Source organism: Rufibacter latericius (assembly GCF_003721515.1).
In the GTDB taxonomy this organism is placed as follows: domain Bacteria; phylum Bacteroidota; class Bacteroidia; order Cytophagales; family Hymenobacteraceae; genus Nibribacter; species Nibribacter latericius.
Map to the genome: position 1 here is coordinate 327,807 of NZ_RJJD01000003.1, position 24,271 is coordinate 352,077.

Sequence of the window (24,271 nt, forward strand, 5' to 3'; positions counted from 1 at the left end):
GATGGTTCATTGAAAAAAAGACTCCCAATCAATGCAGAAAGAGGTAGTTTACTTCTATTTGATGACCAGAATAACATGTATTTGAAAATGGTGAACTCAAATGGAGACTACATCATGAAATATGATCAGGACCTTAAGTTTGTTGAAAGGATAGGAAACCTGAGCCGGCCCTATGAAGTTGCCTTTGATAAATCTGACAATTTCTACGTACTAGACCATGTAAAACGCCGACTAGTGAAATTTAACTCTGCCGGCGAAGAGGATAAGAACTTTAAGTTAGATGATCCAATTCTCCTAAACAATTTAACGGTAACTATAGACGATAAAGGATTCATATATATTCTGGAATTTAATGGAAGCTCAACCTCAAGAATTAAAAAATTTGACTTACAGGGAAAGCTGATCACATCCTTTGTTTCAAATACGGGATCCTTTAACGGTTATGCCCTGAAATATGCTTCAGCTGGATTAGCAGTTGATCATGAAGGCAATATTTATGTAACAAGGTACTCCAACTATAATACTCCTGCCTTACTAAAATATGATCCTAAGGGAAAGGAAATAGCACAGTTGGTGCCAACCGGAACAGGACCAGGACAAGCATTTAAACCCCTGGATGTAAGCGTAGATGCTGCTGGAAACCTTTTTGTATTAGATATGAATGGCACAAGAATACAAAAGTTTTCTTCCAGTGGTAAGTTTCTCCAACAATTTGGGTCCTTTAAACAAAAGGTGGAAGACTTTCCCATGCGTGCCAGCATTTCTTCAGATGCATTCGGGAACGTTTTGGTATCCTCTCTGGCAGGTAACCATTTAGGCATCAATGGTCCGGATGTAAAATATTATGATTTAACCGGAAAGTTCATCTTTTCTCTTCCCATCAACACTCCAAGTGTCGCCATGAACAGGAGTGGCAGTTTGTTTGTAACAACAGATCCACAATATGACCTCTTGACGGTGTATGAAACATCATCACCTCGGGAATACAACCTGATAGAAGGTAACATATTCCATGATAAAAATTCTGATTGTGTAGTGGACGCGAATGAAACCGGGCTTGCAGACATTATTGTGAAAGCGGAACCAGGTCCTTATTACGGGGTCACTGATAAGACGGGCAACTACCGGCTCCTGGTTGGAGAGGGTACCTACACCGTAAGTCCGGTTTACGAGAATACTACCGGAAAATCGCTAACCACTACCTGTGTGGCTGGTGGTGCCGCTACTGGGGGCATCCATTTTGAAAACTCTGGCAACTATTCTTCGGGTAATAACATTGGGGTTAACGTCAGCCTCTCTCCCTACCTCAACGTAAGCGTCTCCTCTGACCGCCGACGTCGCTGCTTCCGCAACAAGACCACGGTTTCTTACTCCAATATGGGCTTCGCTACTGCTCCAAATGGCCAGGTAAAAGTGCAGTTACCAGAGTTCGTCTCCTTCATCTCTGCCAACGTTCCACACACCCGTGACGAAGAAGGAAATTTCATTTTTCAGGTGGGAGACCTGGAGCCTAGCCAACGCGGCACCATCACCATCACTGACTCCGTCTCCTGTGCCGACCCTACTATCAGGGGTCTCACCGTCTGCACCAAAGCCTGGATCTCTCCTGGGAACTCCTACCCAGTTGAACCTACTTACAGCAAAGCAGATATGATTATTACCGGCAGTGACCTGGGAGATGGACAAACCCGATTCGTGGTCAGGAACCAAGGATCAGGCAACATGGCAGACAGCCTCTCCTTCCGGGTGTTTCAGGACCTGGAACTTTCCCTTTCCAGTAAGTACAAACTTTCCGCCGGTGACAGTTTGGTGCTGCGCTTCCCCACAGAAGGCAGAGTAATACGGGTAGAAGCCGACCAACCTCAGGGGCATCCCATGAAAACCTTGTCCAGCGTCAACTTGGAAATACGGGAGCGTAACAATGGAATCCCTGCCCTGCCTATGATGGCGCTCCCTCCTGATGATCCAGAGCCGGAGATCACCGAAGAGTGTCTGCCCATCATCGATTCCTTTGACCCCAATGACAAACAGGTAGTCCCGGCTGGGGTTACCGCTGAACACTTTACTCCAACCAGTACTCCCCTTCGCTTTACTGTCAGGTTCCAGAACACGGGCACCGATTATGCTTACCGGGTAGAAGTAGTAGATACCCTGTCTGCAGACCTGGACATGAGCACCTTTCAGGTTGGGGCCGTATCACACCCCTACCAGATGCGAGTTAGCGGAAAGGAACGGCCGGTACTCACCTTCACCTTTGACAATATCATGCTACCCGATAGCGCCCGTGACCAGTTAGGCAGCAACGGTTCCATCCAATTCAGCGTGCGGCCTAAGGCAAATCTACCAGAGAAACACCTGATAGAGAATTTCGCCGATATCTTCTTTGATTACAACGAGCCCGTACGTACCAACACCACCCAAAACCGCATCTATGACATGCCACCCGTGGTGAACCCGAACCGGAAGCTCTCTACAGAGGAAGTGGTGGCCTCTCCATCCATCACGGCAATCACTCCTAATAAAGCCCGAGCCGGTTCCTTGGTTACCATCTCAGGAAAAGACTTCGCGGCAGTCGCAGCTGACAACAAAATCACTTTCAACGGGGTGAACGCACTTGTAGAAAGGGCAACCGAAATTGAGTTGAAGGTGCGGGTACCTTCAACTGCTTTCTCCGGCAAAGTAAAAGTGGTTACCCCAGATGGTGCGGCCAGTAGCTTGGGTGATTTTACCATCTATCATCCGCCCACTCTCACGTTATTTTCCCCATCGGAAGGAGTAATCGGTTCAGAGATAACCTTACAAGGAGACTATCTGAATGAAGACCTGGTTGAGGCAGTACAACTAGGTTCTGTTTCCTGCGAGATTATCCGCTTTGGTCAGAACACTTTAACCGTCAAAGTCCCCGCCGGTGCTTCTACTGAAAAAATTACCATTCTGAGCAAAGGTGGCACAGCGGTAAGCACCGCTTCCTTTAAGGTTTGGTACTCTCCCCTTCTTACAGGGTTTGACAAGGCCAGACAGAGGGTAGGCGGAAACCTTACGCTTCAAGGAGAAAACTTCGCGCCAACAGCGCAGCGCAATGAGGTACTTTTTGAAAACAAACCGGCGCAGGTGCTGAAGGCAAGCGAAACTCAGTTGGAAGTGCGGGTTCCAGAAGGTGCAAGAACCGGCCGCGTGAGCGTGACCACCCCTGGGGGAACTACCCAACGTTCTTTTGAAGTCATTCCCGCACCTGTGCTTACCCAAGTGCTTCCTGAAGCAGGTACTGTTGGTACCGTGGTAGAGTTGAAAGGGGAAAACTTCAATGCCCTGGGAGAACAGGACACAGTTACCTTTGGGGAGGTAAAGGCAGTGCTGCTGGAGTCATCAACTACCTACCTGAAAGTGAAAGTGCCCCGCGGGGCAACCACGGGTAAATTAACCATTGCAGGCCTGGGAGGTCGGGCAGAGAAAGAATTTACAGTGGAGGAGCTTACCCCAGACCAAGCCATACAGGTGTACCCTAATCCGAGTTCAGGCAAATTCACTGTTGACTTTACCACTGCTAATTTCAAGGTGCAGGGCGTGCAGGTGTTTGACATTGCAGGAAAGCTTATCCTCAGCGAAAAGCAGCTTGCCGGGCAGCTTGAGCTAATGGAGATAAACCTCTCAGGCCAAAAACCTGGTACCTTCTTGATAATAGTACAAACAGAGCGCGGTAAAGTGGTTAAGAAGGTGTCGGTTCTTTAGTCAGTTAAACAATACCCTGGGTACTTTCAGGATCTCTATCTGTAGGTATGCCTTTCCATTTATAATGTTCTTGGATACTACCAATGCCAGCCTTATTTAGTGCTCCCCTGGTTCAGAGAAAATTGTTTAGACATGTTGTTTCTGAGGGATCTGGCTTGCAGGTCCCTCAAATCTGACGAATATGCTTATCCAAAGGACCCGGGCCAACCGGAAGAAAATGGGCAACATTCCTAAAACCGTCACTAAAACGATACCCACCAACATTACCATGGTTACTTCCTCCACGAACTGCGATAGCACCAACAGCACAACCAGGAAAACCCCTACGTTGAACCCGAAACTTACATACATAGCTCCGTAATAGTACCCTGGCTCCGGCTCAAAAGATTGGCCGCAGCAAGGGCAATACTTGTTCATGTCTGCGAACTTGGTGGAATACAAAGTCCCCTTCGGAAACATATTTCCTTCCCGGCATCTTGGGCATTTCACATTCGCAATGCTATAGAATAATGATCTTTGCTGGCTCATTACCTTTTAAAGTTGTTTTACATCACAAAGGTACAAGAGGTACTTCCTTCCCTAACGGGACAAAAAATCCTTTGTATTGGACTTTTTAGCCTATAAACCTGAAGACGTTATTCAAGAGGGGAAACTCCCAGTTATAGGTCATCCATAGTTATGAACTGCCCCCCTCCCTGCCTTCAAAGCAACTAAAAAACGAGGACCATTCGCCGGAGTTGTAACAGTTCCCTAGGCTTTGCAAAATCACTACCTTAGCCTTTACCAAGCTTATCTATATGCCCAAGGAACTATTGCCCATTTACCAGATCCAGGATTTTAACGCGCAGGTTCAAAAGGAACGCTATTTCTACCAGAGTTCCTTTGCGTCGCATTTGAAGGAGCATCTTTTCATTCGTGAACCCCACAAACACAACTTCTACATCGTCCTATTTATCACCCAAGGAACGGGTACCCACACCATCGATTTCAAGAAATATGACGTTAACCCCGGCATGGTATTCTTCATGGTTCCCGGCCAGGTGCATAGTTGGGAGCTTTCAGCGGATGCAGATGGCTTTGTCGTTTTCTTTACACCGGAGTTTTACCTGAAGGTTTTCCCACATAGGAAACTAGTTGAATTCCCTTTTTTCAATGCCCTTTTACATAGTCCTATTCTTCCGATTTCTCAGGAAGATAACGCCTTGGTTGTGTCAGCCTTCCAGAGATTACAGGAGGAATACCTAACCCAGGGGTTGATGCGCAATGAAGCCTTGTGCTGCCATTTAGAGCTTCTTTTGATTCATCTTTCGCGCATTTATCAAAGACAAGGAAATGAATCAGGGACTCCCAACAGTGAGCTTTCCTTATTGCAGTCTTTGGAGGACCTGGTGGAACAACACTACAAAGAGCACCTTCCTGTCACTTACTATGCAGAACTCCTTCATGTAACTCCTAAGTACCTCAAAGATATCTGCAAACGAACCTTAGGAAAAACTACTACCGGCCTTCTCCAGGAACGTTCCGTTTTAGAGGCCCAACGACTGCTGGTTCATTCTGAATTAACCAGTTCTCAGATAGCCACCGAACTGGGATATTTTGACAACCATTACTTTTTCAGATTCTTCAAGAAGCACACCGGGTGTACCCCAGAGCAGTTTAGAAGTAGGAATAAATAATTAGTTTGAAGCGAAGGTAAATTGGGCCATTTGGTCCTTTAAGGATAGGAAAGTCCATCATTTGAAGGCTTTCTCCCCATTTTCGTTTTACAACTGTTTTCCGAATAATGAGCCTAAATCAGGGTCTCCCTCTCTCCTTTGTGCACCCTAGGGTTTTTACTACATGCTTAGATCTTACGAATTCTAGTCTCACGCCCACCATAACTGCATGGTTAGTTTTCCATTACTAGTCAGGCAAAGTTGATTCTTGCAACGTTTGGTGAAGCGGGACAGTAAGAGGGTAGAAAGGATTTTTTACTTGTTTCTGAAAACCAGGCATAAAACCTACTAACTTAAAACTTCCCGCCTAAGCCTAAGGAGATTTCTATGTAGTTTAAAATGCTCCTTTGTTTTCAGGCGACCATACACCATCTATGAAACCAAATGGCATGAATTCAGAAAATAGCCGCCGTACTTTCCTGAAAGGGCTAACGTTCACCATAGGATCTTCCGTGATAGGAATACCCTTGTTTTCTTTCTGTTCCGGTGAATCCTCAGGAAGCCAACCGGAGGAAAAACAAACCGGGTCCGCCGCCAGCCAGAACAAAAAACTGGGGATTGCCCTGGTAGGCCTTGGCGGGTACAGCACGCATCAACTTGCCCCCGCCCTGCAGGAAACAAAGAACTGCTATCTGGCTGGAATTGTCACGGGCACTCCTTCCAAAGCCGAGACCTGGAAAGCCAAGTACAACATCCCCGACAAGAACATCTACAACTACCAGAACTTCGATCAGATAGCCGAAAACAAGGACATTGACATCGTATACGTGGTCTTACCGAATGCCATGCACGCCGAGTACACCATCAGGGCTGCCAAGGCAGGGAAGCACGTCATCTGCGAAAAACCAATGGCTACCTCAGTGGAAGACGCCCAGCGTATGCTGGAAGCTTGCCGCCAGAACAAAGTACAGTTGGCTATTGGCTACCGTCTGCACTATGATCCTTTCCATCAGCGGGTAATGGAACTTGGCCAGAAGCAGGTATTCGGGAAGGTGAAGAGCATCAGGGCACACAACGGCTTTACCATGGGAGGTCCGGGCAGTTGGCGCCTGGACCGGGAACGGTCAGGCGGAGGCCCTCTGATGGATATGGGCATTTACTGCGTACAAGGAGCCTGTTACACCCTGGGGAAAGCGCCTGTTGCCGTTACCGCAAAATTTGGGGAGGTAACCAGGCCAGAACTCTTTAGTGAGGTAGAACAATCCATCAGTTGGCGAATGGAGTTTGAGGACGGGGTAATAGCAGAATGCAACAGCAGCTATGCCGAGCGGGAAGATTTCCTGGAGGGCAAAGCCGAAAAGGGTTGGTGGCGCCTGGGGCCTTCGTTCGGGTATGAAGGGAAGCAAGGGGAGACCAGCCAGGGCAGGATGAATTACCCCAACATTTTCGAACAAGCCTGGCAAATGGATGGGCAGGCCGAAAGCTTCAGAAACAACAACTCCTCAATTGTCCCAGGCGAGATGGGCTTGCGGGATGTTAGAATCCTGATGGCAATCTATGAGTCTGCTAGATCAGGTGGGAAACGGGTGCCTATATCCTACAAATAAAGGGCTCCGTAATCCCTTCATAAATGAATCAGGGAAAATGGAGCAAAGGATCGTTTTGGCAAGTTTTTGGAAAAACACCAGCAAAAAGCTCTCAAGAGCTTAGAACCGTTTTGCAGGAGAACTAACCTAAATTCTATTTCTAACAGAGGGTTTCATCAATCAATTTTATAAGAAGGAATATTTCACCCCATGTCCGAGTTACCAATTCTCGTGTATGGGGTTTTGATTTCAAAATGGCAAGTCACCTGGCGGAGACTTTCGGTATGTCAAAACCTACAAACCTTGCCAAAATCCAGCCCTTAACGCTTTGTTTTGGAATCCAGACAATTGATTATTAATGTTTTATAAACTAAATTAGGTTAGTGTTAAGACCACAGCAAGGCAGCACGTCTTACCCTGAACCGGACCTCACTTCAGCCACCAGGCTAATCTGCCTAAGGAGCTGGTACAGGGTGCCCCCTTTATCCTGTCCTGACTTTTAAGGTTTTGGTATTTCCCAATGTTTCGGGCTGCACCTAAAGGAAAACCTATTCCTTCTCTGGTAATTAAATCTACCCCTCCTTCCATCAACTTTTACTTGAGTTGGAGTTTAAATCTATTCATTTATCCATCCTGACCACATATTTAAAGGAAAAATGACTTGATGGTGCCTTCTAGCTAATTTATCCTCTTTTTAGATTCCGCTTTGAAAACCCACTGCTTCAAGAGGCCTTCAAATAGGATTTGAAACCTTAGCAAATACCAGAAGTGCTTCCCAAAATGTATCAATTTAACTCTTTGAAGTATGAGAAGGTGTTGTTTGTCTCTTTTACTGGTGGTGATTGGCTTCTCTACCTTTGCTCAAGGGCAAGTCCCCACAATAGGCGTCTATTCTCCCTCAAAGATGGACAGTCTCCGGTATGAATTAAGCAGGGAGAAAAGCGACACCGGGAAAATCAAACTGTTAGTTTTGTTGGCGCGCGGCTCCCTTCAACCAGGCTTGGTTGACTCACAACTTATATATAGCGAAAGAGCCCTGGCTTTGGCCTTAAAGAACAACTTCCCCAAAGGGGCTTATGGTGCCTACAAGCTAAAAATATCTGCGTTCCGGCAAAAGGGTCGTTATCCCGAAGCCCTGCAGGCCGCCTATGATAATCTACACTTTGCCGAACAAAACAAAGACTCCTTGGGGGTTTGGGAGGCCTTGCGCCATGTCATGTTTACGTTCAATGACATGGGAGAATACCACAAGACAATACCCTTTGCCCGTCGTTCGCAAAGACTGGTTCATTCGGGTATCTTCCAAACAGAAAAAGATCTAAAATTTCGTTCCCTTGTGGGGTATATGAATTTCATTGGTGCTGCATTTGCAGGATTAAACCAATTAGACTCGGCTCTTTACTACAAAAGGCTGGCGTATAAAACAGCTTTTTATTTGCAGGATAACCAGGATCTGGCCGTTACCACCTCAAGCCTCGCCCAGTATTTCCATCAAGTTGCAGCACATGACAGTTCCCTGTATTACTTCCGGATAGCTTTAGGGTACGTGGGGAAATCACAATTCCGTTTTGACATTGCGGCGGATGCCCAGTACGGAATGGCCGATATTTACTACCAGCGCCACCAAAGAGATTCTGCCCTGCTTTACGCAAAACGCTCTCTAAACATCTCTTTACAGGTGAAGCGGCTTGCTGCCCAAACGCAGGCTGCTTCCCTGCTGCATAAGCTATATGCCGGTAAATCACCCAAAGACAGCGCTTACAAATACCTGGCACTCACTACTACTCTTAAAGACAGTCTCTTCAACGAGGAAAAAATCAAACAAATAGAAAGCATCAAATACAAAGAAGCCCTCCGTCTTCACCAACTTGACCAAGAGAAACGGGAGGCGCGTCAGCTGTATGAAACCCGCATCAAAACCTTCAGCTCTATTGGAGGTCTGGTTCTGTTACTTTCCGGTGCTTTTTTCCGGTACCGCATTCACCAGGTTCGGCACGAGGGTCAGCTAAAATCAGTCTTCAACAAAAAGATTCACCAAACCGAAATGCGGGCCTTACGGGCGCAAATGAATCCGCACTTCATCTTCAACTGCCTCAACAGCATTAACCGCTACATTGTCAAAAGCGACCATAAAACGGCTTCCGGTTACCTAACTAAGTTTTCACGGCTCATTCGGCTGATTTTAGACAATTCCACTAATGAGAACATCACCTTAGACAAAGAAATCCAAACCCTGCAGCTATACATAGAAATGGAAAAGCTTCGGTTTGACAATGTGTTTGAGTATTCTATTGAGGTGCAAGGGGATCTTATACCCGAAGAGATAAGCATTCCGTCTATGTTGCTGCAGCCGTATGTAGAAAATGCCATCTGGCACGGATTGCTGCATAAGGAAAGCGGGGGAAAACTCTGGGTTCGGTTTCGGGAGGCTTCTGATGATCTATTGGTAGCGGAAGTGGAAGACAATGGAATCGGCCGGCAAAAGGCGAAGGAACTGAAAAGCAAAGAAGCCATCAGAAACAAATCCTACGGCATGCAAATCACCCAGGACCGGATCTTCCTGATCAATGAGTTATATAGCATCAATGCCACTGTAGAAGTAGAGGATTTAGTAGCACCGCAGGGAGGCGCCCTCGGGACCAAAGTGAAGGTGCAGATGCCGGCAAAAGTCCAGTAGCGGCTTGGTGTTGGGTGGGTAAGGAGTGGTTTATTCGTTTTTAGCTTGTTTTTCAGAAAGGAGGGCAAAATGATAAAAGCCGTTCTTGTAGACGATGAAAAGAATGCATTGGAAATGCTGGAGTGGCAACTGCAAACCTATTGTCCACAGGTGCAAATAACGGCTTTGTGTTGCAGTGCAGACGAAGGAATTTCCGCTATTAAAAAGCATGGACCGCAACTGGTTTTCTTGGACATTGAAATGCCCCATAAAAATGGCTTTGAGGTGATCCAACATTTCCCAGAACCCCATTTCGAAATCATCTTCACCACGGCCTACGATCAGTTTGCCCTCAAAGCTTTTAAATTTGCCGCCCTTGATTACCTGTTAAAACCTATTGATGCAGAAGAATTGGTAGAGGCTATTCAACGCTACGAAAAGAAACAGCATCATCTTGAATTCAAAGATCAGTTGGAGCTATTGCTGCAGCAATACAAACAACCGCAGCTAACGCCCAGTAAACTACCATTCGCTACCCAGGAAGGAATCATCTTCGTTAAGCCTGAGAGCATTGTGCATGCCGAATCGTTCCGGAACTACACCACCTTGTTCTTTTCCGATACCTCAAAACTTACCATCTCTAAAACTCTTAAAGAAGTGGAAGACCTTTTGGAGCCTTACGGTTTCATGCGGGTACATCAATCGCACCTCATCAATATGCAGCAGGTAAGCCGGTATGTTAAAGCTGAGGGTGGGTTCATTGAAATGACCAACAAGGTGCAGGTGCCTATATCCAGACAGCGTAAAGATTTGGTGTTGGAAGCATTAATGAAAAAGGCAAAGTAGCTTCACAAATTGCGGTTCAGCCTGTTTCGTTCCTGGGCTGTCGTTCCTGCCTTCCAACGTTTTAATGTTTTTTTGCAAAAGCTTGATTTCACCTTTCCCAAATAACATACTTACCCATTGTAGCCTGCAATAAAGCAATTTAAGCGATGGGTAACCTCCCTTGAAAACGCAATTTTCACTGGACCTTACCATTTGCTCATCCGACGTGGCAGAATGCTCATTCAAGCAGCATTTCATTAGAAAGGGTTGGAAATTAAGGGAAACAAACCCTTAACCCATATTTCATATGAAAAAGCTATTCTACCTCCTGCTATTTTTTCTAAGCAGCATGGTGCTGCTCCCTTCCTGTGACCTATTTGATGACGATGACCCAGAACCCAATGACGGGCTTCAAATCTATAGGGGCGCCACTGTTGACATAGGAAATGGCAAAGCCACTGCCTGGATCTCTGTCAACAATGAGGATGAACCGGTAGAACTTGGCTTGGAACTCACCAATGGGGCTTTGCAAGATCTGCCCCACACAAACTTCAGCGTTGCTTCTGTTCCCCTACCAGACCAGGCAAAAGAATTGACGCCTTTTGACCACATCCAGATAGACTGGGCTTCCCAGGGGCATGGCATGCCGGGCCCAACCGGACCTTCCTTTATAGATCCGCACTATGACATTCGTTTTTTCATGACCTCTCTGCAAGAACGGATGACCATACCAGCACCTACAGACCCTTCCGCCAAATTCGATGTTCTTCCCCCAACCGGTTACATGCCCGCCGATTACTTTCCAGGAGGTTCCAGACTTCCGGGCATAGGCCGACACTGGGCTGATGGATTGGGATTTCTGGGCATGACCAATGCCATGGTTTTGGGTTCCTATAACGGCAAGTTCACTTTTGTATCTCCCATTGTGACCATCACCGAACTGCAAAGCAGAAACAAAACCTCCACCACTTTTAGTCAGCCCCAGTATTTTCAGGAGTCCAATACCTACTATCCTACCAAATACAATATTTATGCTGACGAAACGGGAGAACAGAACCATCAGGTAACCCTCTCTGATTTCGTTTTGAGATAAGGTCCATTCTTTTGCTGGTTTGTGGAAGTTCAAACATCAAGTTTCATTTGGCAACGCCAAGGCCTCCGAGATTTTGAGGCAGTTTTCACGAAAGTAGCCTTAAAAGAAAGGGATAGGGTAAGGCTAAATTCCCAGTTGGTTGAGAGGGTAATCCGTAAAACCGTACACCCTCTCAACCAACCTATGTCCTTCCGATGACTGCTAACCCGCTAATCCTGACGTTAACCTTAAACAAAGAAGCCTTTGAGTTCTTCACCAGCCTGAGAGATGCACACTTTCCGCCGGAGAGGAACTTTCTCAAAGCGCACCTAACGCTCTTTCACCACCTTCCGCCAGGTGAATCCACTATCCATGAAGTATTAAGTGCGGTCTGCCTTCACCAAAAACAGATGAAATTGGAGGTGCCGGGGTTGATGAATATAGGAAACGGGGTGGCATATAAGATTGCCAGTGAAGAATTGCAGCAACTGCACAAAAACCTACAGCAACAGTGGCAACCCCTCCTGATTCCTCAGGATAAACAAAAGCTACACCCGCACATTACGGTTCAGAACAAAGTAGCGCCTGCCGTGGCAAAGGAACTGGAAAGTACGTTAAAAGATACCTTTGTTCCTTTTACGATTGTAGGAATTGGGCTAACCCTTTGGGAGTACATGGGAGGTCCCTGGAAACTTTACCGGGAGTACAGCTTCCAACCTTAATTCCTGTTCCCGGATTCAAATTAAGTACAACTACCTGACTAAGTGCAAGGGAAAATGCTCATTTCTGAAGCGGGTCTGAAAGGGTTTTCAGGAAAACAATCACTGCTTTTTGTTCTTCTGGGCTCAACTCCAGTTTGTCATTGGGCAGGGTTTGGTGTTCCAGGTTTAGACCTAATCCAACGCCTCCACCGTTGTTGTAAAATTCCATGACTTCTTCCAGGGTTTCATAAGCACCATTATGCATGTAAGGCGCTGTTTTGGCAATGTTTCTCAGGGTTGGGGTCTTAAACGCAAATTTCAGTTCATCAATCTTGTTGTGGACGAATCTTCCTTCATCCGGGTCAAGGACGGCCTTTTTACTTTTGGGAGACTGCAGCACGCCTAGTACCTCTCCTTCTGAGTTGGCAAAGGAAGGTCCGGCAGTGCCGTTGAAGACCGGCATGAAATGACAGGTGCCGCACTTGGCTTTGCCCATGAACAGGTTAAAACCAGTGATTTCCTCCCGAGTCATTTGGTTCTGGTCACCCCGCATGTACAAATCGAACCGAGACTGGAACGGAGCCAAAGAACGAACATAGGCAGCCAGCGCCATCATCACGTACCTGGGTTTTATCTCCTGCTCCATGGTAGGGAAAGCGCCTTTGAAGGCCTGCACGTAAGCAGGTTTCTGCCCTAATCTTTGGGCCGCTTCGGCCACTGAGGCATGCATTTCGTCTTTGTTCGCGATCACATCCATGGCTTGGTTTTCCAAGGTTGGGGAGCGCATGTCATAAAACTGAGCATGCTGAAACCCGGCATACAGCAAGGTAGGTGCATTTCTGCCCACAAACCGGCCGACCTGTAAAGCCGAGCTTTTAGGAAGGCCATCGGTGAAGGCTAATTCGGGTTGGTGACAACTGCCGCAGGTACGGGCTCCGCCCGATACAATGGGATTGTAAAACAAGTCTTTCCCCAAGGCTACTTTCTGGGGGGTAGGCCGGGCCTCAAGATTGCCTACAAAGTAATTCGGGTTAAGGGCATCCTGATCAAAAAGGGTTTCGGCCTGAGGGTTTATGGCCAAGGCGGACTCCACAAACGGAATTCCCAGTTCTTTCTGCCAAGCGACCATCTGGCGGGTAATGGGATTGGCGAAATCAACGATAAACTTCATCCGGTCAAAACCATTGAAATCTATGGTGCGCTGGGTTAGGGCAATGCCTTGAGATAAAGAATGCTCTAAATCGCGATTCTCACCGAAAAAGGAAAGCACCTCCCGTACCGAGGTCAAGGCAGCGGCTGTCTCGTTTATGCCTGTTTTCGCCAAAGGAGCATCAAAACCCGAAATTCCCAGGATCATGGTCCTGAACACCTCCTGCTTGGTTGCCTCCAGAATATGTCCTTCGGTCAGGATGGTTTCATCCAGAATGACGCGGGTTCTTTTGAAGGTGGACAGGAAGGAATTTATTTCCCGGATGAGTTCGGGCCGTTCTTTATCCTGCAGGGCGGGGAACACCATCTCTTCCATCACCTGCAACCCCGAGGGCGGGAAAACCCGGGTTTCCTCAATTTCGATCTCGGGTAAAGGTGCGCCATTCATTTCTTTGCTGGCGGTTGGCGCGTAGTATTCCGTGAACCATTCTATTTTCTTGTAGGCCATCCGGGTCTGGAGAAACGCCTGCATTACTTCCTCAGATGATCCGTTCTGAGCTGTTCTCAGCAGTTGTTGCAGGGCTACGTTCTGCAAAGAATCAAATTGTACTAGCAGATGAGCTTTGACCTCCTGTGGTATTTTTGGCTCCTTTTCAGGAAAACAGCCTGAAAACAGAAAGTTGAACAATAGGAAAATCCCCAGTTTATATTTTCGCTTCATAGAACTCGTCCTTGGGAAAAGGCAAAAGCCTTACCGATCCGGAAGGCTTTTGCAGGTTGACAGACACAGACAGAATGGAAGAAGATACAAAAAGTAGTTAGCGAGCTACCCCGGTCAGAATCACGGTTTGGCCGCCTTCTTTGTTGTTCACGACCCCGCTGCCATCGGCTCCTTTGCCGCCGGGCAGAAAGGCATCGCTGGTCCAGGTGTGCGGGTGGATGTTCACCACAAACGTACCGGGCACGCCTACCAGATCAGAGATATCGTACATGGCGCCGTACTCCCAGGAACTCAGGCGGGTGTCATTGCCGGGGTTGAACTTGGTGTTGAAAGCGGCATCGGAACGGCGGTGGTCCATTTCCAGCATGGGCTTGATCTGTTTGGTGGCAATGCTGTATTGCCAGATGCGGCCATCATGCTTGTTGTTTTTATAGTATGAGTCGCCGTCCTCCTGAATGTAGACGAAGTTCTCGGTCACGCAGATGTTATCCGGGTTCACAATGCTGTTCCCGGGGTCAACCTCTCCATCGATCAAAGGAGTGAGTTTACCGGCTAATGGGTTATTGGCATCCAGTTCCAGTTTGTACACGCGTCCCCACATGGTTAGGCCTGTCACTGGGGTAAGTTTGTCTGCCTGGCTCACGCCGGTAGACGTGAAGTAAAGGGTACGGTTAGCGGCGGGGCTGCCTTTGCCGTAATCCAAGTCTTCTACGCGGGCAAACTGAATGGCTCCCTGTTCTACGGTCTGGGCCGCCAGTTGAGCGCCGGTGCTGGCCACCACGTTAGAATACTCCACAAACTCCACATCATAGGCGGTATTCACCTGCATATCGGTTTCCACGGCGTTTTTGTTTGTGCGGCGCAGCATGTACAGTTTGCCGCCCTGCAGATCACCGGTAGAATTTGAAAGGTACAGATTCACCTGGCCCATGCTGTTGGCCGGGTTGCTTTCGTCTTCGCCAATGAAAATGGCCGTTTTATTAGCATAAGCAGCTTTAGGCAACGGAACGGCGTTTTCGGCACTGCATTTACCAAGAGCAGGCAAAACGCGGCTCGGGTTGTTTTTGTCAGAGGTGAGCCCAAACGGGTTGATGGAGTGGATCATGGATTCAATGCCGCTTTCCCCGGCGGTGAGGAAGGTGGGGCCGAACCCGTGCTCCTCTGGCGTAGCCAGCGTGGCGGAACACAATCTCCAGCGCCCACCCGCACCATCCACAATATATTCTCCCTTGGTGGGTTTCAGGTTTTTGTCCAGGTACACCCGCGAGACCGACTGCAGAATTTCATGGTTGGTGATCATGACAAAACCGTCGCCGTTAGGGTCTTTCAGCATACCAGAGCCATCGGGCTGGGCGCCATAGATAAACGACGGAGAGCCCTCCAGTTTGTCCTCGCTGCTGATAAGCGGATTGATTTTGATGTTTTCAAAACCGGAGAGCATTTTCACCAAAGAGGGTGTCACCGATTGGCTTTTGATTTCCAGATCGGTGGAGATGGGGGTGGTATCTTCTGCCGAATCGTCTTCGCGGCAGGCACCCAGCAAGGTGACAGCGGTTAAACCAAGGGTTAAGGTCAGGTTTCTGGTACGAAATGGTTTCATAGGTTGGGGTTGTGTTTACTTCATCAAAAGTAGACCGCCCATGTTACCCCTTCATTAGGCCATATTTATTCCATTGTTAATTCTGGTTCTTCCATTTAACGCTCCCGTAACATCAGGCACCCTTTGCAGTTAAAGTCACTTCTGCCTTGCTGTTTCAGGATCGTTTTGGGGAAATCGGCTAGAAAACGGATTCATTCAGGTTTGTTCCTTGAAGAAGGATTACTTGGTTCTTTTCAGGTGCTGGGAAACAATTCAATTTCTGTTTAAAGTAGGTTCTTGCGTATACCAGTCTTTACTCTCAGGGGCATTTATTGCTGAAATAATGAAGGCAGGATTGGTATCTTTGCCTACAGGAAAGGGCTATTATGACATATTGCTTAGGAATAAAGGTAAAGGAAGGCCTGGTAGCCATCGCCGACACCAGAATTACCTCAGGGTCAGACACCACTGAGAAGAAAAAGATCTACATTCAGCAGCACGGGAAGTACTCGCTCTTCATCATGACCAGTGGCTTGCGGTCTGTACGCGACAAAGCAGTGTTGTATTTCAAGGAACTGATTGAGGAAGGCGCGGAGCACAACAAACTCTACAAAGCGGTCAATGATTTCGGAGCGCAGGTGAAACGGGTAGCCAAGGAAGACCGGGAAGCCCTGGAACACGCCGGCCTGCGGTTCAACCTGCACACCATCATCGGGGGTCAGTTAAAGGACGATGAAGAGCACAAGCTTTTCCTGCTGTACCCCGAGGGCAACTGGGTGGAACTGGGCCAGGGAGCACCTTTTGTGGTCATCGGAAACTCGGGCCACGGCAAAGCCATCCTCAATCGCGCCCTCACCGAAGAATCTTCCATGCAACTGGCCCTGAAAACCGGTTTCCTGTCCTTTGACTCTACCCGGGTGAGTGCCAATGACGTTGATTACCCCATTGATGTAGTGCTGTACCGAAACCACAGTTACGAGATGGTAGAACACCGCTACACCAAAAAAGACCTGGAAAGCGTCTCAGAGCAATGGGCCGATGAACTGAAGGCAGCCCTCAACCGAATCCCGGATACCTGGATGGAGGATATTTTCAACAAAACGCCCCCAAAACAGGAGAACCATGAAATTTAGGGTATCGGCCAAGGTAGGTTTTGAGGTCTTCTCCCCTTCCACCGTACTCCTGAACGTGCAGCCTTTCCCAACCGGAAACCAGATAATAGAAGAGGAATTCTTTTCGGCTTCGCCGATGGTACCTGTAAAGGAGTTTTTTTCTACCGCCGGTGAAAAGCGGTTCAGCATATTGGAGGTACCAGAGCCCGGTTTCATCACCTTCTCTTACGCGGCCACCGTGCAGAATGCAATGCGCATAATCCCAGCGGAAGGGTTAAACGATGTGCCCATCGCGCATATGCCTGTGTCGGTGCTCCCTTACCTCAACCCCAGCCGCTACTGCCAATCAGATAGGCTTTATAAACTGGCGGCCCATAAGTTCGGGCACATTGACCACGGCTTTGAAAGGGTAATTGCCATCCGGGACTGGATCTACGACAACGTGGAATACCGCAGCGGCTACACCAGCGCCCAAACCTCGGCGTTTGACACCATCACCGAGCAAGTAGGTGTCTGCCGCGATTTCGCCCATTTGGGTATTGCCCTCTGCCGAGCGCTCACTATTCCGGCCCGATATTTCACCGGGTACGCATATCAGCTGCAGCCGCCAGATTTCCACGCCTGTTTTGAAGCATACCTGGGCGGGCATTGGGTACTCTTTGATGCCTCTAAATTGGTTCCGCTGAACGGCCTCATCAAGATTGCCACCGGCACCGATGCCACCGAAACCGCTTTTGCCAGCAGTTTCGGGAACCTTAGGTTCCAGACCCTGGAAGTAAGTGCCACCTTACTGGAGGGTGATTTCAGGGCGGTAGATGCTTCTTCCACTACCCAAGGTTATTCCTTTTCCTGAGAATATCCTCTCCCGTGGCTCTACGTTTGTGGGCTATTTTTCGGAAACCAGCCAAAAAAGCCTCTGGCTAAACAGGCAGAGGCTTTTTCAACAGGGTGGCGTCGGTTAGAAAATGTAGCGGATCTTACACCAAGGAATCACTTCCTGCTGCAACTCCCGGAACTCTTGAATCCATCGGGCTTTCATTTGGTACTGGTACCGCACGTTGATGCCCCCGAACTGGCTTTGCTTTGTTTCCTGAATGGCCGGCGCCCAGATCATCTCCTCGGCTTTGGGGTTGATGGAGAGATTGATCTCGTGCTGCCACTGGTTGTGAGTAAGGAAAATGACCTCACAGTCCATGGTTTGCTTCAGCTTCTCGGGAACCGATTCGTTCAGTTGCTCAAACAGTTCGCGGTAGTCCTGGAGCCAACCCTCGTAGACAATCACCGGGGAAAAATTCACGTGCAAGTCATACCCGGCCTGGTAGAAGTCATTGATGGCGGCCAGGCGTTTGGGCAGGCTGTCGGTGCGTACGTCTACCAGTTTGCTTACCTTCTGGGGCAAAAGGCTGAACCGGATGCGCGTCTTGCCTTGCGGGTCATAGGTGAGCATTTCGGGGTTCACGAACTTGGTAGCAAAGGTGGCAAACGCCTTGGGGTGCTCCCGGAAGAAACGAACCGCCGTCTGCACGCCGTCTGAAATAGAAGCGTCTACGGACACATCAGAATTACACCCGATGTCATAGGTATAATAGGTGGCGTGTGTCTGGTTGGGCACCTTGGGCCAGACCTGTTTCTGCACGTGCTTGTTCACGGCCGCCAGAATCTCCTCTGTATTGGTGAACAGCGTAATGGGGTTTACGGGCTTGTTGCGATCCACGTAGCAGTAGGCACAGGCCCCCATGCAGCCATTGGCCAGGCTAGGCGCAATAAAGTCTGAGCTTCGGCCACTTTCCCGGCAGACCAAGGTTTTAAGGCGACCTAACACCAATACATCTGATTTTACCTGGTAATGGTTTCCCTCCAAGGGAGGCAGGCGGTTATGCTGCACAATCTGCTGAGCCACAGCCTCTGGGTAGGTAAGCAACGCCTTTTGCCCCCGCTCATTCAGGGCATCCGGCGTGTAAAGAAGGATAGACGGATTGAATTTCTGCATACGTATTTACAACATCCACTCAGCTCCTTTTGTTCAGGTAAAATTTTATTTATAACACTGATTATCAGATAATTAAAATCATTTTTACATTCTTAAAACTGAATCATACCAAAGGCCATTTTGTTGTTCTGATAGCAGCAAAAGCGGCTTTTATGCCTTATTATCCCGTGCTGCGACACCTTTCATATGACAAGCCATTCCATGCAAGCAGTTCAGGAGTTAGTAACCCCAAAACCCGAGATACGATCTAAACTATGGATGCCCAAACAGGCGCTCATTACGCCGGCAGCGCTGGAGGAACCCTGGGGCCAGCAGATGTACGAGCGCGTGAAAGCACTAGGCATTCCAGTGCAGGAATTGAAGAGCAACCGGCTTGTGGGCCTTCGGGGCGAGGACGAGCGGGAAACTTACCGGAAAGCCAAAAGCACCCTGGCCATTGTGACCGCTCCGCCCAGCGCGCTTAAGTTACAGCCCATCCCTCCTTCCGCTGATTACCAGTTCCACCTGGCCGAAGGCTGCCCCGCCCATTGCCAGTACTGCTACTTAGCGGGCAGCCTGCAAGGGCCTCCCGTAATCAGGGCGTTTGCCAACCTGCCTACCATCCTGGAGAACCTGACCCACTACAGTAAGCCCAATGAGATCACCACGTTTGAAGCCAGTTGTTACACAGATCCGCTGGGCATTGAACACCTCACAGGCAGCCTGGCCGAGACCATTCGGTTCTTTGGCGAGCAGGAAAACATGCACCTGCGGTGGGTTTCCAAGTTTGACCAGGTAGACGGCTTGCTGAACCTGGCGCATAATGGCAATACCCAGCCCCGCATCAGCCTCAACGCCGACTTCATTTCGCGCCGGATGGAAGGTGGCACCGCTTCCATGGAAGCCCGACTGGCTGCTATCCGTAAATTGGCCCTACCCAAAGCAGAAGGCGGCGGGGGCTATAAAGTAGGCCTGGTGATTGCCCCCATCATGCCCGTGCCCGATTGGGAAGCCCACTATACCCACCTGCTGGACCGGCTGGAGCAAACCCTTGATTTCCCCTGTGAGATTACCTTTGAGCTGATCAGCCATCGGTTTACGCCGGGTTCCAAGGCGCTGCTACAAGAGTGGTACCCAAACACCCAGATTGACTTCGAGGAGAGTACCCGCTCGCTTAAGTACAATAAATTCGGAGGCAAGAAGTTCGTGTACAACTCCCAGACCATGCAAATGCTACGCAGCTATTTTTACAGCCAATTAAAAAGCCGCTTCCCCCAAGCTCCTATCCTCTACTGGACGTAAAGAGTGTTCATTTTCTACAAAGCAAAGGCCGGTAAGAAACATCTTACCGGCCTTTGCTTTGTAGAAAATGAACACTTACACGCATTTCGTCCCTCTTTGAAGGGTGTAGGGGAATGACAAAGCCGTTTAAAGAACTGGTAAGAAGTTGCTGAGAAGTAAATAAAATCAGATCTCAGAAATGCCAAGACCTGCAGAAGTATTCATCCCCCTACCCCCTTCAAAGGGGGACAGAATGCGTTTTGATTCCTTGGCAAAAGTGAGGTTTCACCCTAAAGCAGGCAAATAGATTATCATGTGGTTTATAGCCCGTTTTCGTGAAAGGAGGTTCAAAGCTTAATTGCTAACCTTTACCGGCTCAGATACGCCGTAAGGCTCTGCCGGAAAGCTTCGCTCAAGGGGATGGTTTTCTGGTGAATGGTGACTTGGTGCCGTTCCACTTTTTCAATCTTGTTCACCGCCACTACATACGACCGATGCACGCGCACGAACTTATCTGGGGGCAGCAGGTTAATGGCTTCCAGGAAGGTGCTGCGGGACAAGACGTTTTTGTCTTTTAGGGCAAAGGTGACGTAGTTTCCCGTGGCTTCCAGGTACAGGATGTCCTCAAAAAGCACCTTGATTTGTTCGTAGCCGGTTTTGATGTACAAATGGTCAGACGTTTCAGAGGCGTTTCTGAAATTATACAGCTCAAACGCCTTGTTGCAGCCTTTGATAAAGCGGGCCAGAGAGAAGGGCTTCAGGAGGTAATCCACGGCATCCAGTTCAAAGCTGGTAACAGCATGTTCTGAGTAAGCGGTGGTGAAGATGACCAATGGTTTTTTGCTCAGGGAATTGAAAAAGTCAATGCCGGAGATGTCAGGCATTTTGATGTCTAGGAACAGCAGGTCAATGGGTTCTTTCTGCAGGAATTCCAAGGCTTTGAACGCATCGGTGAACTCGGCCTTCAGATCCAGGAAAGGCACCTTGGACGCATGCGACCTTACAATCTCCAGGGCAATGGGCTCATCGTCAATGGCAATGGCTTTCATAGAAGAAACAGACATACAAGTACCCGAAACTAAGACACCTGCAAGGTAAGGTGTACAAAAAACTCTTTCCCGGTTTCCCGGATAATAAGTTCGTGCCGGCCCGGGTACAGGAGTTGCAGGCGCTGCCGGACGTTCACCAGTCCGATGCCGCTCTTGTCTTTCTCGGGATCGGTGCCCTGCTTGTCATGCTTGCTGTTGTGCACGTCAAAGTACAGGGTCTTCTCTTTCACCTCCAGCGTGATGTTGATGTGCGAAGGCTCCCGGAAGCTAATGCCATGCTTAAACGCATTCTCTACGAACGGAATCAGCAGCATGGGCGAGATCTGAACGGGGCCAATGGGTTGCTCTATCTGGGCCGTGATGCGCACGCTGGGGCTCTCATCGGTACGGAGGCGCTGGAAGCTGATGTAATTCTCCAGGTACTCCACTTCGCGCACCAGCGATATTCTTTCCTGCAGATTCTCCTGCAGCATGAACCGCATCATGTTGCCCAGCCTTTCCACGCCTTCACTTGTGCGCTCGGCGTTTTCCTGGATGGCGGTGCCATAGATCGTATTCAACGCGTTGAACAGAAAATGCGGGTTGATCTGCGAGCGAAGGAAGTCAAAGTTGGCGGTTGACTGGCCCAGTTCCTGCTTGAGCACGTGGATCTCGGCGTTGCCCTGCATCTGGCGCTTGAACAGTACCCAGGAAACAGGCACTGTGATGAGTAACTGAAAGAAAACATTGAAAATCGCAATCAAGAAGGCAAACTCATTATCCTGTACATTACCCTGTACCAAAAGCAGCGCCAGAAACCCGATGGGAACGAGTGAGGCAATCAGTACCAGAACCGCTTTTCCCACATACGCTCTGAAGGGTTTCTTTTTAGGCAGAGATTTAGGAATAAGGGCATAAAACGAGTAGCAGTAAAGCAGGATACTGCTAGGTCCCACAATGCCCCAACCCAAAATCAACTCCCCTTCGGCATCCACTACCATCAAGAGAAACATACTGATCATCCAGATCACAAAAGCGGCCAGGCCGTCGCGGGTAATGAGGCGGTACTTAGATTGGATAACCTCTGAACTGGACAGCAGGTACAGCCCAACGAATTTTATAAAAGAGTAGAACCCGATAAGCAGCAGCAACCTGAATGCGTAGAAATAGCTCCCCTGGAAAATGGCCTGGTAGGCCTCGTCCTCCGAGGCGTACCGGTTAAAGATGTAGTTTTTAGAGTACGTATCGGTGATGCCAAACACCAGCCCTACCAACAGAAACAGCGCCAGCACCGCCAGAATGTTCTTTACTAAGCCTTCTTTCTCCAGAAGCCGGGGAATGACTTTGAAGTTGAGCACCAGGAATCCCAGGTACAGGAGCGTATAGCGAATGAGCCGCGGGAAGAAGTAGTCCTGGTAGTAGTAAAACGGAATCCCCGCCTCCTCAAACCGATGCTGGTCTGGCCCGTGGGAGATGGTGGTCAAAAAGAAGACCGCAAAGACGAAGATGGTGGTGGCGCCCCAGAACTCTACTCTTTTGAGGTACGAAGGATTATTGACGAGGTCATTCATGGCTCAGAATTTTAAAACAATGATAGGGCAATGCCCGATTGGAAAATAAAAAAAGTGACGAGTGCCGCCGAAAATGTGATGAACGCCCACGCCAGGCCGAGGCGGACTACGATTTCCGTTTGGCAGGCGTCACCTCCCAACGGCCTTCGTGCATCCTGAACCCCTGTGCCCGACCATCTTTCAAATCAAAGGCTATGCGCAAATCGTCGTTCACATCTGGGATGAACACATGATTTCCCTGGTACCAGAGCCGGAACGGTTTGCCGCCTGCCAGTTGCGCCTTTAACTTTCCTTCCTCTCTAAATACCCGTATCTCGTGCAACTTCTGGCCAGATTGATACGTGTAGGTACCCCTGTATCGGGCCAACTCCTGGGGCGGCAAAGGAAGGTCTTGCACCGAAACACCTAGTGCTGCCCGCCCCAGGGCTTTGGCTACCTCCTGTGGTTTTCCTTTAGAGGAGTTGGTGAGCACCGCCACGGTGATACCTTCTTCTGGGTAATACGCCAGCACCGAGGAAAAACCGTTGGCTACCCAGCTGTGAGAAACCTGCGAATAGCCGTCCAGTTCATCTACCTGCAACCCAAAGCCGTACCCCACGGTATCTCCTCCGGTAAGGACCGTGGGCGTCACCATCTGCCGCAACGACGCTTGAGACACCACTTGTCCGCTGTGAAGCAGGTGTGTCCATTTGATAAGGTCACCCAGAGTAGAGCAAAGAGCCTCGGTTGAACCGGTCACTTGCATGCTGAGAGGGCGTGCGTTCACCAGTTTGCCTTCTTCGTACTCATATCCTTTCGCCCCGTTCTGGATCACATTTTGGTCATCGCAGAAACAAGTTTTCTGGAGTTGAAGCGGCTGCAAAAGTTCTTCCTCCACGTATTGCGCATAAGGTTGGCCAGTCACCTGACAGATGATCTCGCCCAGCAGATAATAAGCCAGGTTGTTGTTCTCATACTTTTGCTCTGGGGCAAAATCAAATGGCTGCGCCACAGAGAAATTCACCGTATGCTCGTAAGTGAGATCTCCTGGGAAGCGCTGTTGGTTTTCCTCGGCCATAACCCGAGAGCTTTTAATGCCTGAAGGATGGTTTAATAGGTACCGCACCGTTACCTGTTTTCCTTCGGTGTGATATTCGGGTAGGTACTTGCTGATGGGGTCTTCCAAGGATATTTTTCCTGCCTCTACCAACCGCATGACAAGAGCGGCGGTGAACTGCTTCGTGAGCGAACCCACCTTGTATACGGTTTCGGGACCGGCGTCTACCTGGTTTTCTACATCGGCTAGGCCGTAGCCTCGTTCAAAGGCCACTTTCCCGTTTTTAGCCACGGCCAGGCTCATGCCGGGCATCAGGCCCTCTGATAAATGATTATCGGCGATGACATTGGCGGCAAATTCAATCCGTTCGAGATCTAAGGAAGAACTTGTAAAAGCTTCTGAAGAAACAAAGGAAGCGGTTTGGGCTAGGTGTGGTTTTTGGGTACAACCGAAAGGGGCCAGTCCCCCCAGAGAAAGCAGAAAGAAGCTACCGCTAAGCAGGGATTCTTTCCGGAGGGATTTCAGAAAGGAAAACGGGGTGATTTGGTAAGTTCCCATAGTAGTAAGTGTTTGATTTTGAAACAACCAGAACTAAGCATGG

At 48.9% G+C, this 24,271-nt stretch carries 17 protein-coding genes; 10 read left to right on the forward strand and 7 right to left on the reverse strand.

What is annotated here, in order from left to right:
- Positions 1-747 precede the first annotated feature (747 nt).
- Positions 748-3,729 carry a DUF7619 domain-containing protein gene (locus EFB08_RS07025; RefSeq protein ID WP_165864821.1) on the forward strand — a complete coding sequence of 994 codons (2,982 nt, stop codon included), beginning with the start codon at positions 748-750 and terminating at the stop codon, positions 3,727-3,729.
- A gap of 126 nt (positions 3,730-3,855) precedes the next feature.
- Here the strand turns inward: EFB08_RS07025 and EFB08_RS07030 are convergent, their stop codons facing one another.
- Positions 3,856-4,188: a DUF983 domain-containing protein gene (locus tag EFB08_RS07030; RefSeq protein WP_123126410.1), complete on the reverse strand. Its 333-nt coding sequence runs from the start codon at positions 4,186-4,188 to the stop codon at positions 3,856-3,858.
- A 338-nt stretch (positions 4,189-4,526) separates the two neighbouring features.
- Between EFB08_RS07030 and EFB08_RS07035 the strand changes: the two genes are divergently transcribed.
- The 6 genes from EFB08_RS07035 (at position 4,527) to EFB08_RS07060 (ending at position 12,245) form a co-directional block, all read left to right on the forward strand.
- A complete protein-coding gene (locus tag EFB08_RS07035; protein ID WP_123126228.1) occupies positions 4,527-5,405 on the forward strand; it encodes a helix-turn-helix domain-containing protein in 879 nt (292 codons plus the stop codon).
- 428 nt (positions 5,406-5,833) lie between these two features.
- Positions 5,834-6,991 carry a Gfo/Idh/MocA family protein gene (locus tag EFB08_RS07040; RefSeq protein WP_227006243.1) on the forward strand — a complete coding sequence of 386 codons (1,158 nt, stop codon included), beginning with the start codon at positions 5,834-5,836 and terminating at the stop codon, positions 6,989-6,991.
- A 784-nt stretch (positions 6,992-7,775) separates the two neighbouring features.
- On the forward strand, positions 7,776-9,647 hold the full coding sequence (locus EFB08_RS07045; RefSeq protein ID WP_123126230.1) for a sensor histidine kinase: 1,872 nt from the start codon (positions 7,776-7,778) through the stop codon (positions 9,645-9,647).
- Positions 9,648-9,716: 69 nt separating this feature from the next.
- Positions 9,717-10,472 carry a LytR/AlgR family response regulator transcription factor gene (locus tag EFB08_RS07050; RefSeq protein WP_123126231.1) on the forward strand — a complete coding sequence of 252 codons (756 nt, stop codon included), beginning with the start codon at positions 9,717-9,719 and terminating at the stop codon, positions 10,470-10,472.
- Between the two features lie 286 nt (positions 10,473-10,758).
- Positions 10,759-11,544, forward strand: coding sequence for a DUF5602 domain-containing protein (locus EFB08_RS07055; RefSeq protein WP_123126232.1), 786 nt, complete (start codon positions 10,759-10,761; stop codon positions 11,542-11,544).
- A 194-nt stretch (positions 11,545-11,738) separates the two neighbouring features.
- Positions 11,739-12,245 carry a 2'-5' RNA ligase family protein gene (locus EFB08_RS07060; protein WP_123126233.1) on the forward strand — a complete coding sequence of 169 codons (507 nt, stop codon included), beginning with the start codon at positions 11,739-11,741 and terminating at the stop codon, positions 12,243-12,245.
- A gap of 58 nt (positions 12,246-12,303) precedes the next feature.
- On the opposite strand, the gene EFB08_RS07065 is transcribed toward EFB08_RS07060, so the two are convergent.
- Positions 12,304-13,968, reverse strand: a complete 1,665-nt coding sequence (locus EFB08_RS07065) for a cytochrome-c peroxidase (RefSeq protein ID WP_165864822.1) — start codon at positions 13,966-13,968, stop codon at positions 12,304-12,306.
- 223 nt (positions 13,969-14,191) lie between these two features.
- Positions 14,192-15,694, reverse strand: a complete 1,503-nt coding sequence (locus tag EFB08_RS07070; RefSeq protein WP_123126235.1) for a PhoX family protein — start codon at positions 15,692-15,694, stop codon at positions 14,192-14,194.
- 365 nt (positions 15,695-16,059) lie between these two features.
- On the opposite strand from EFB08_RS07070, the gene EFB08_RS07075 reads away from it, so the two are divergent.
- On the forward strand, positions 16,060-16,806 hold the full coding sequence (locus EFB08_RS07075) for a peptidase (protein WP_123126236.1): 747 nt from the start codon (positions 16,060-16,062) through the stop codon (positions 16,804-16,806).
- Positions 16,796-17,638, forward strand: coding sequence for a transglutaminase-like domain-containing protein (locus tag EFB08_RS07080; RefSeq protein WP_123126237.1), 843 nt, complete (start codon positions 16,796-16,798; stop codon positions 17,636-17,638). The genes EFB08_RS07075 and EFB08_RS07080 overlap by 11 nt, the downstream gene beginning before the upstream one ends.
- A 105-nt stretch (positions 17,639-17,743) precedes the next feature.
- Here the strand turns inward: EFB08_RS07080 and EFB08_RS07085 are convergent, their stop codons facing one another.
- Positions 17,744-18,775 carry a spore photoproduct lyase family protein gene (locus EFB08_RS07085; RefSeq protein ID WP_123126238.1) on the reverse strand — a complete coding sequence of 344 codons (1,032 nt, stop codon included), beginning with the start codon at positions 18,773-18,775 and terminating at the stop codon, positions 17,744-17,746.
- Positions 18,776-18,976: 201 nt separating this feature from the next.
- Between EFB08_RS07085 and EFB08_RS07090 the strand changes: the two genes are divergently transcribed.
- A complete protein-coding gene (locus tag EFB08_RS07090) occupies positions 18,977-20,056 on the forward strand; it encodes an SPL family radical SAM protein (protein WP_123126239.1) in 1,080 nt (359 codons plus the stop codon).
- A gap of 347 nt (positions 20,057-20,403) precedes the next feature.
- On the opposite strand, the gene EFB08_RS07095 is transcribed toward EFB08_RS07090, so the two are convergent.
- The 3 genes from EFB08_RS07095 to EFB08_RS07105 all read right to left on the reverse strand — a co-directional run bounded on the left by EFB08_RS07095 (position 20,404) and on the right by EFB08_RS07105 (position 24,228).
- Positions 20,404-21,099 (reverse strand): LytR/AlgR family response regulator transcription factor, encoded by a 696-nt coding sequence (locus EFB08_RS07095; RefSeq protein ID WP_227006244.1) that lies wholly within the window; start codon positions 21,097-21,099, stop codon positions 20,404-20,406.
- Positions 21,100-21,113: 14 nt separating this feature from the next.
- Positions 21,114-22,634, reverse strand: a complete 1,521-nt coding sequence (locus tag EFB08_RS07100) for a sensor histidine kinase (RefSeq protein WP_123126240.1) — start codon at positions 22,632-22,634, stop codon at positions 21,114-21,116.
- 106 nt (positions 22,635-22,740) lie between these two features.
- Positions 22,741-24,228 carry a serine hydrolase gene (locus tag EFB08_RS07105; protein ID WP_227006245.1) on the reverse strand — a complete coding sequence of 496 codons (1,488 nt, stop codon included), beginning with the start codon at positions 24,226-24,228 and terminating at the stop codon, positions 22,741-22,743.
- Between the last annotated feature and the right edge of the window lie 43 nt (positions 24,229-24,271).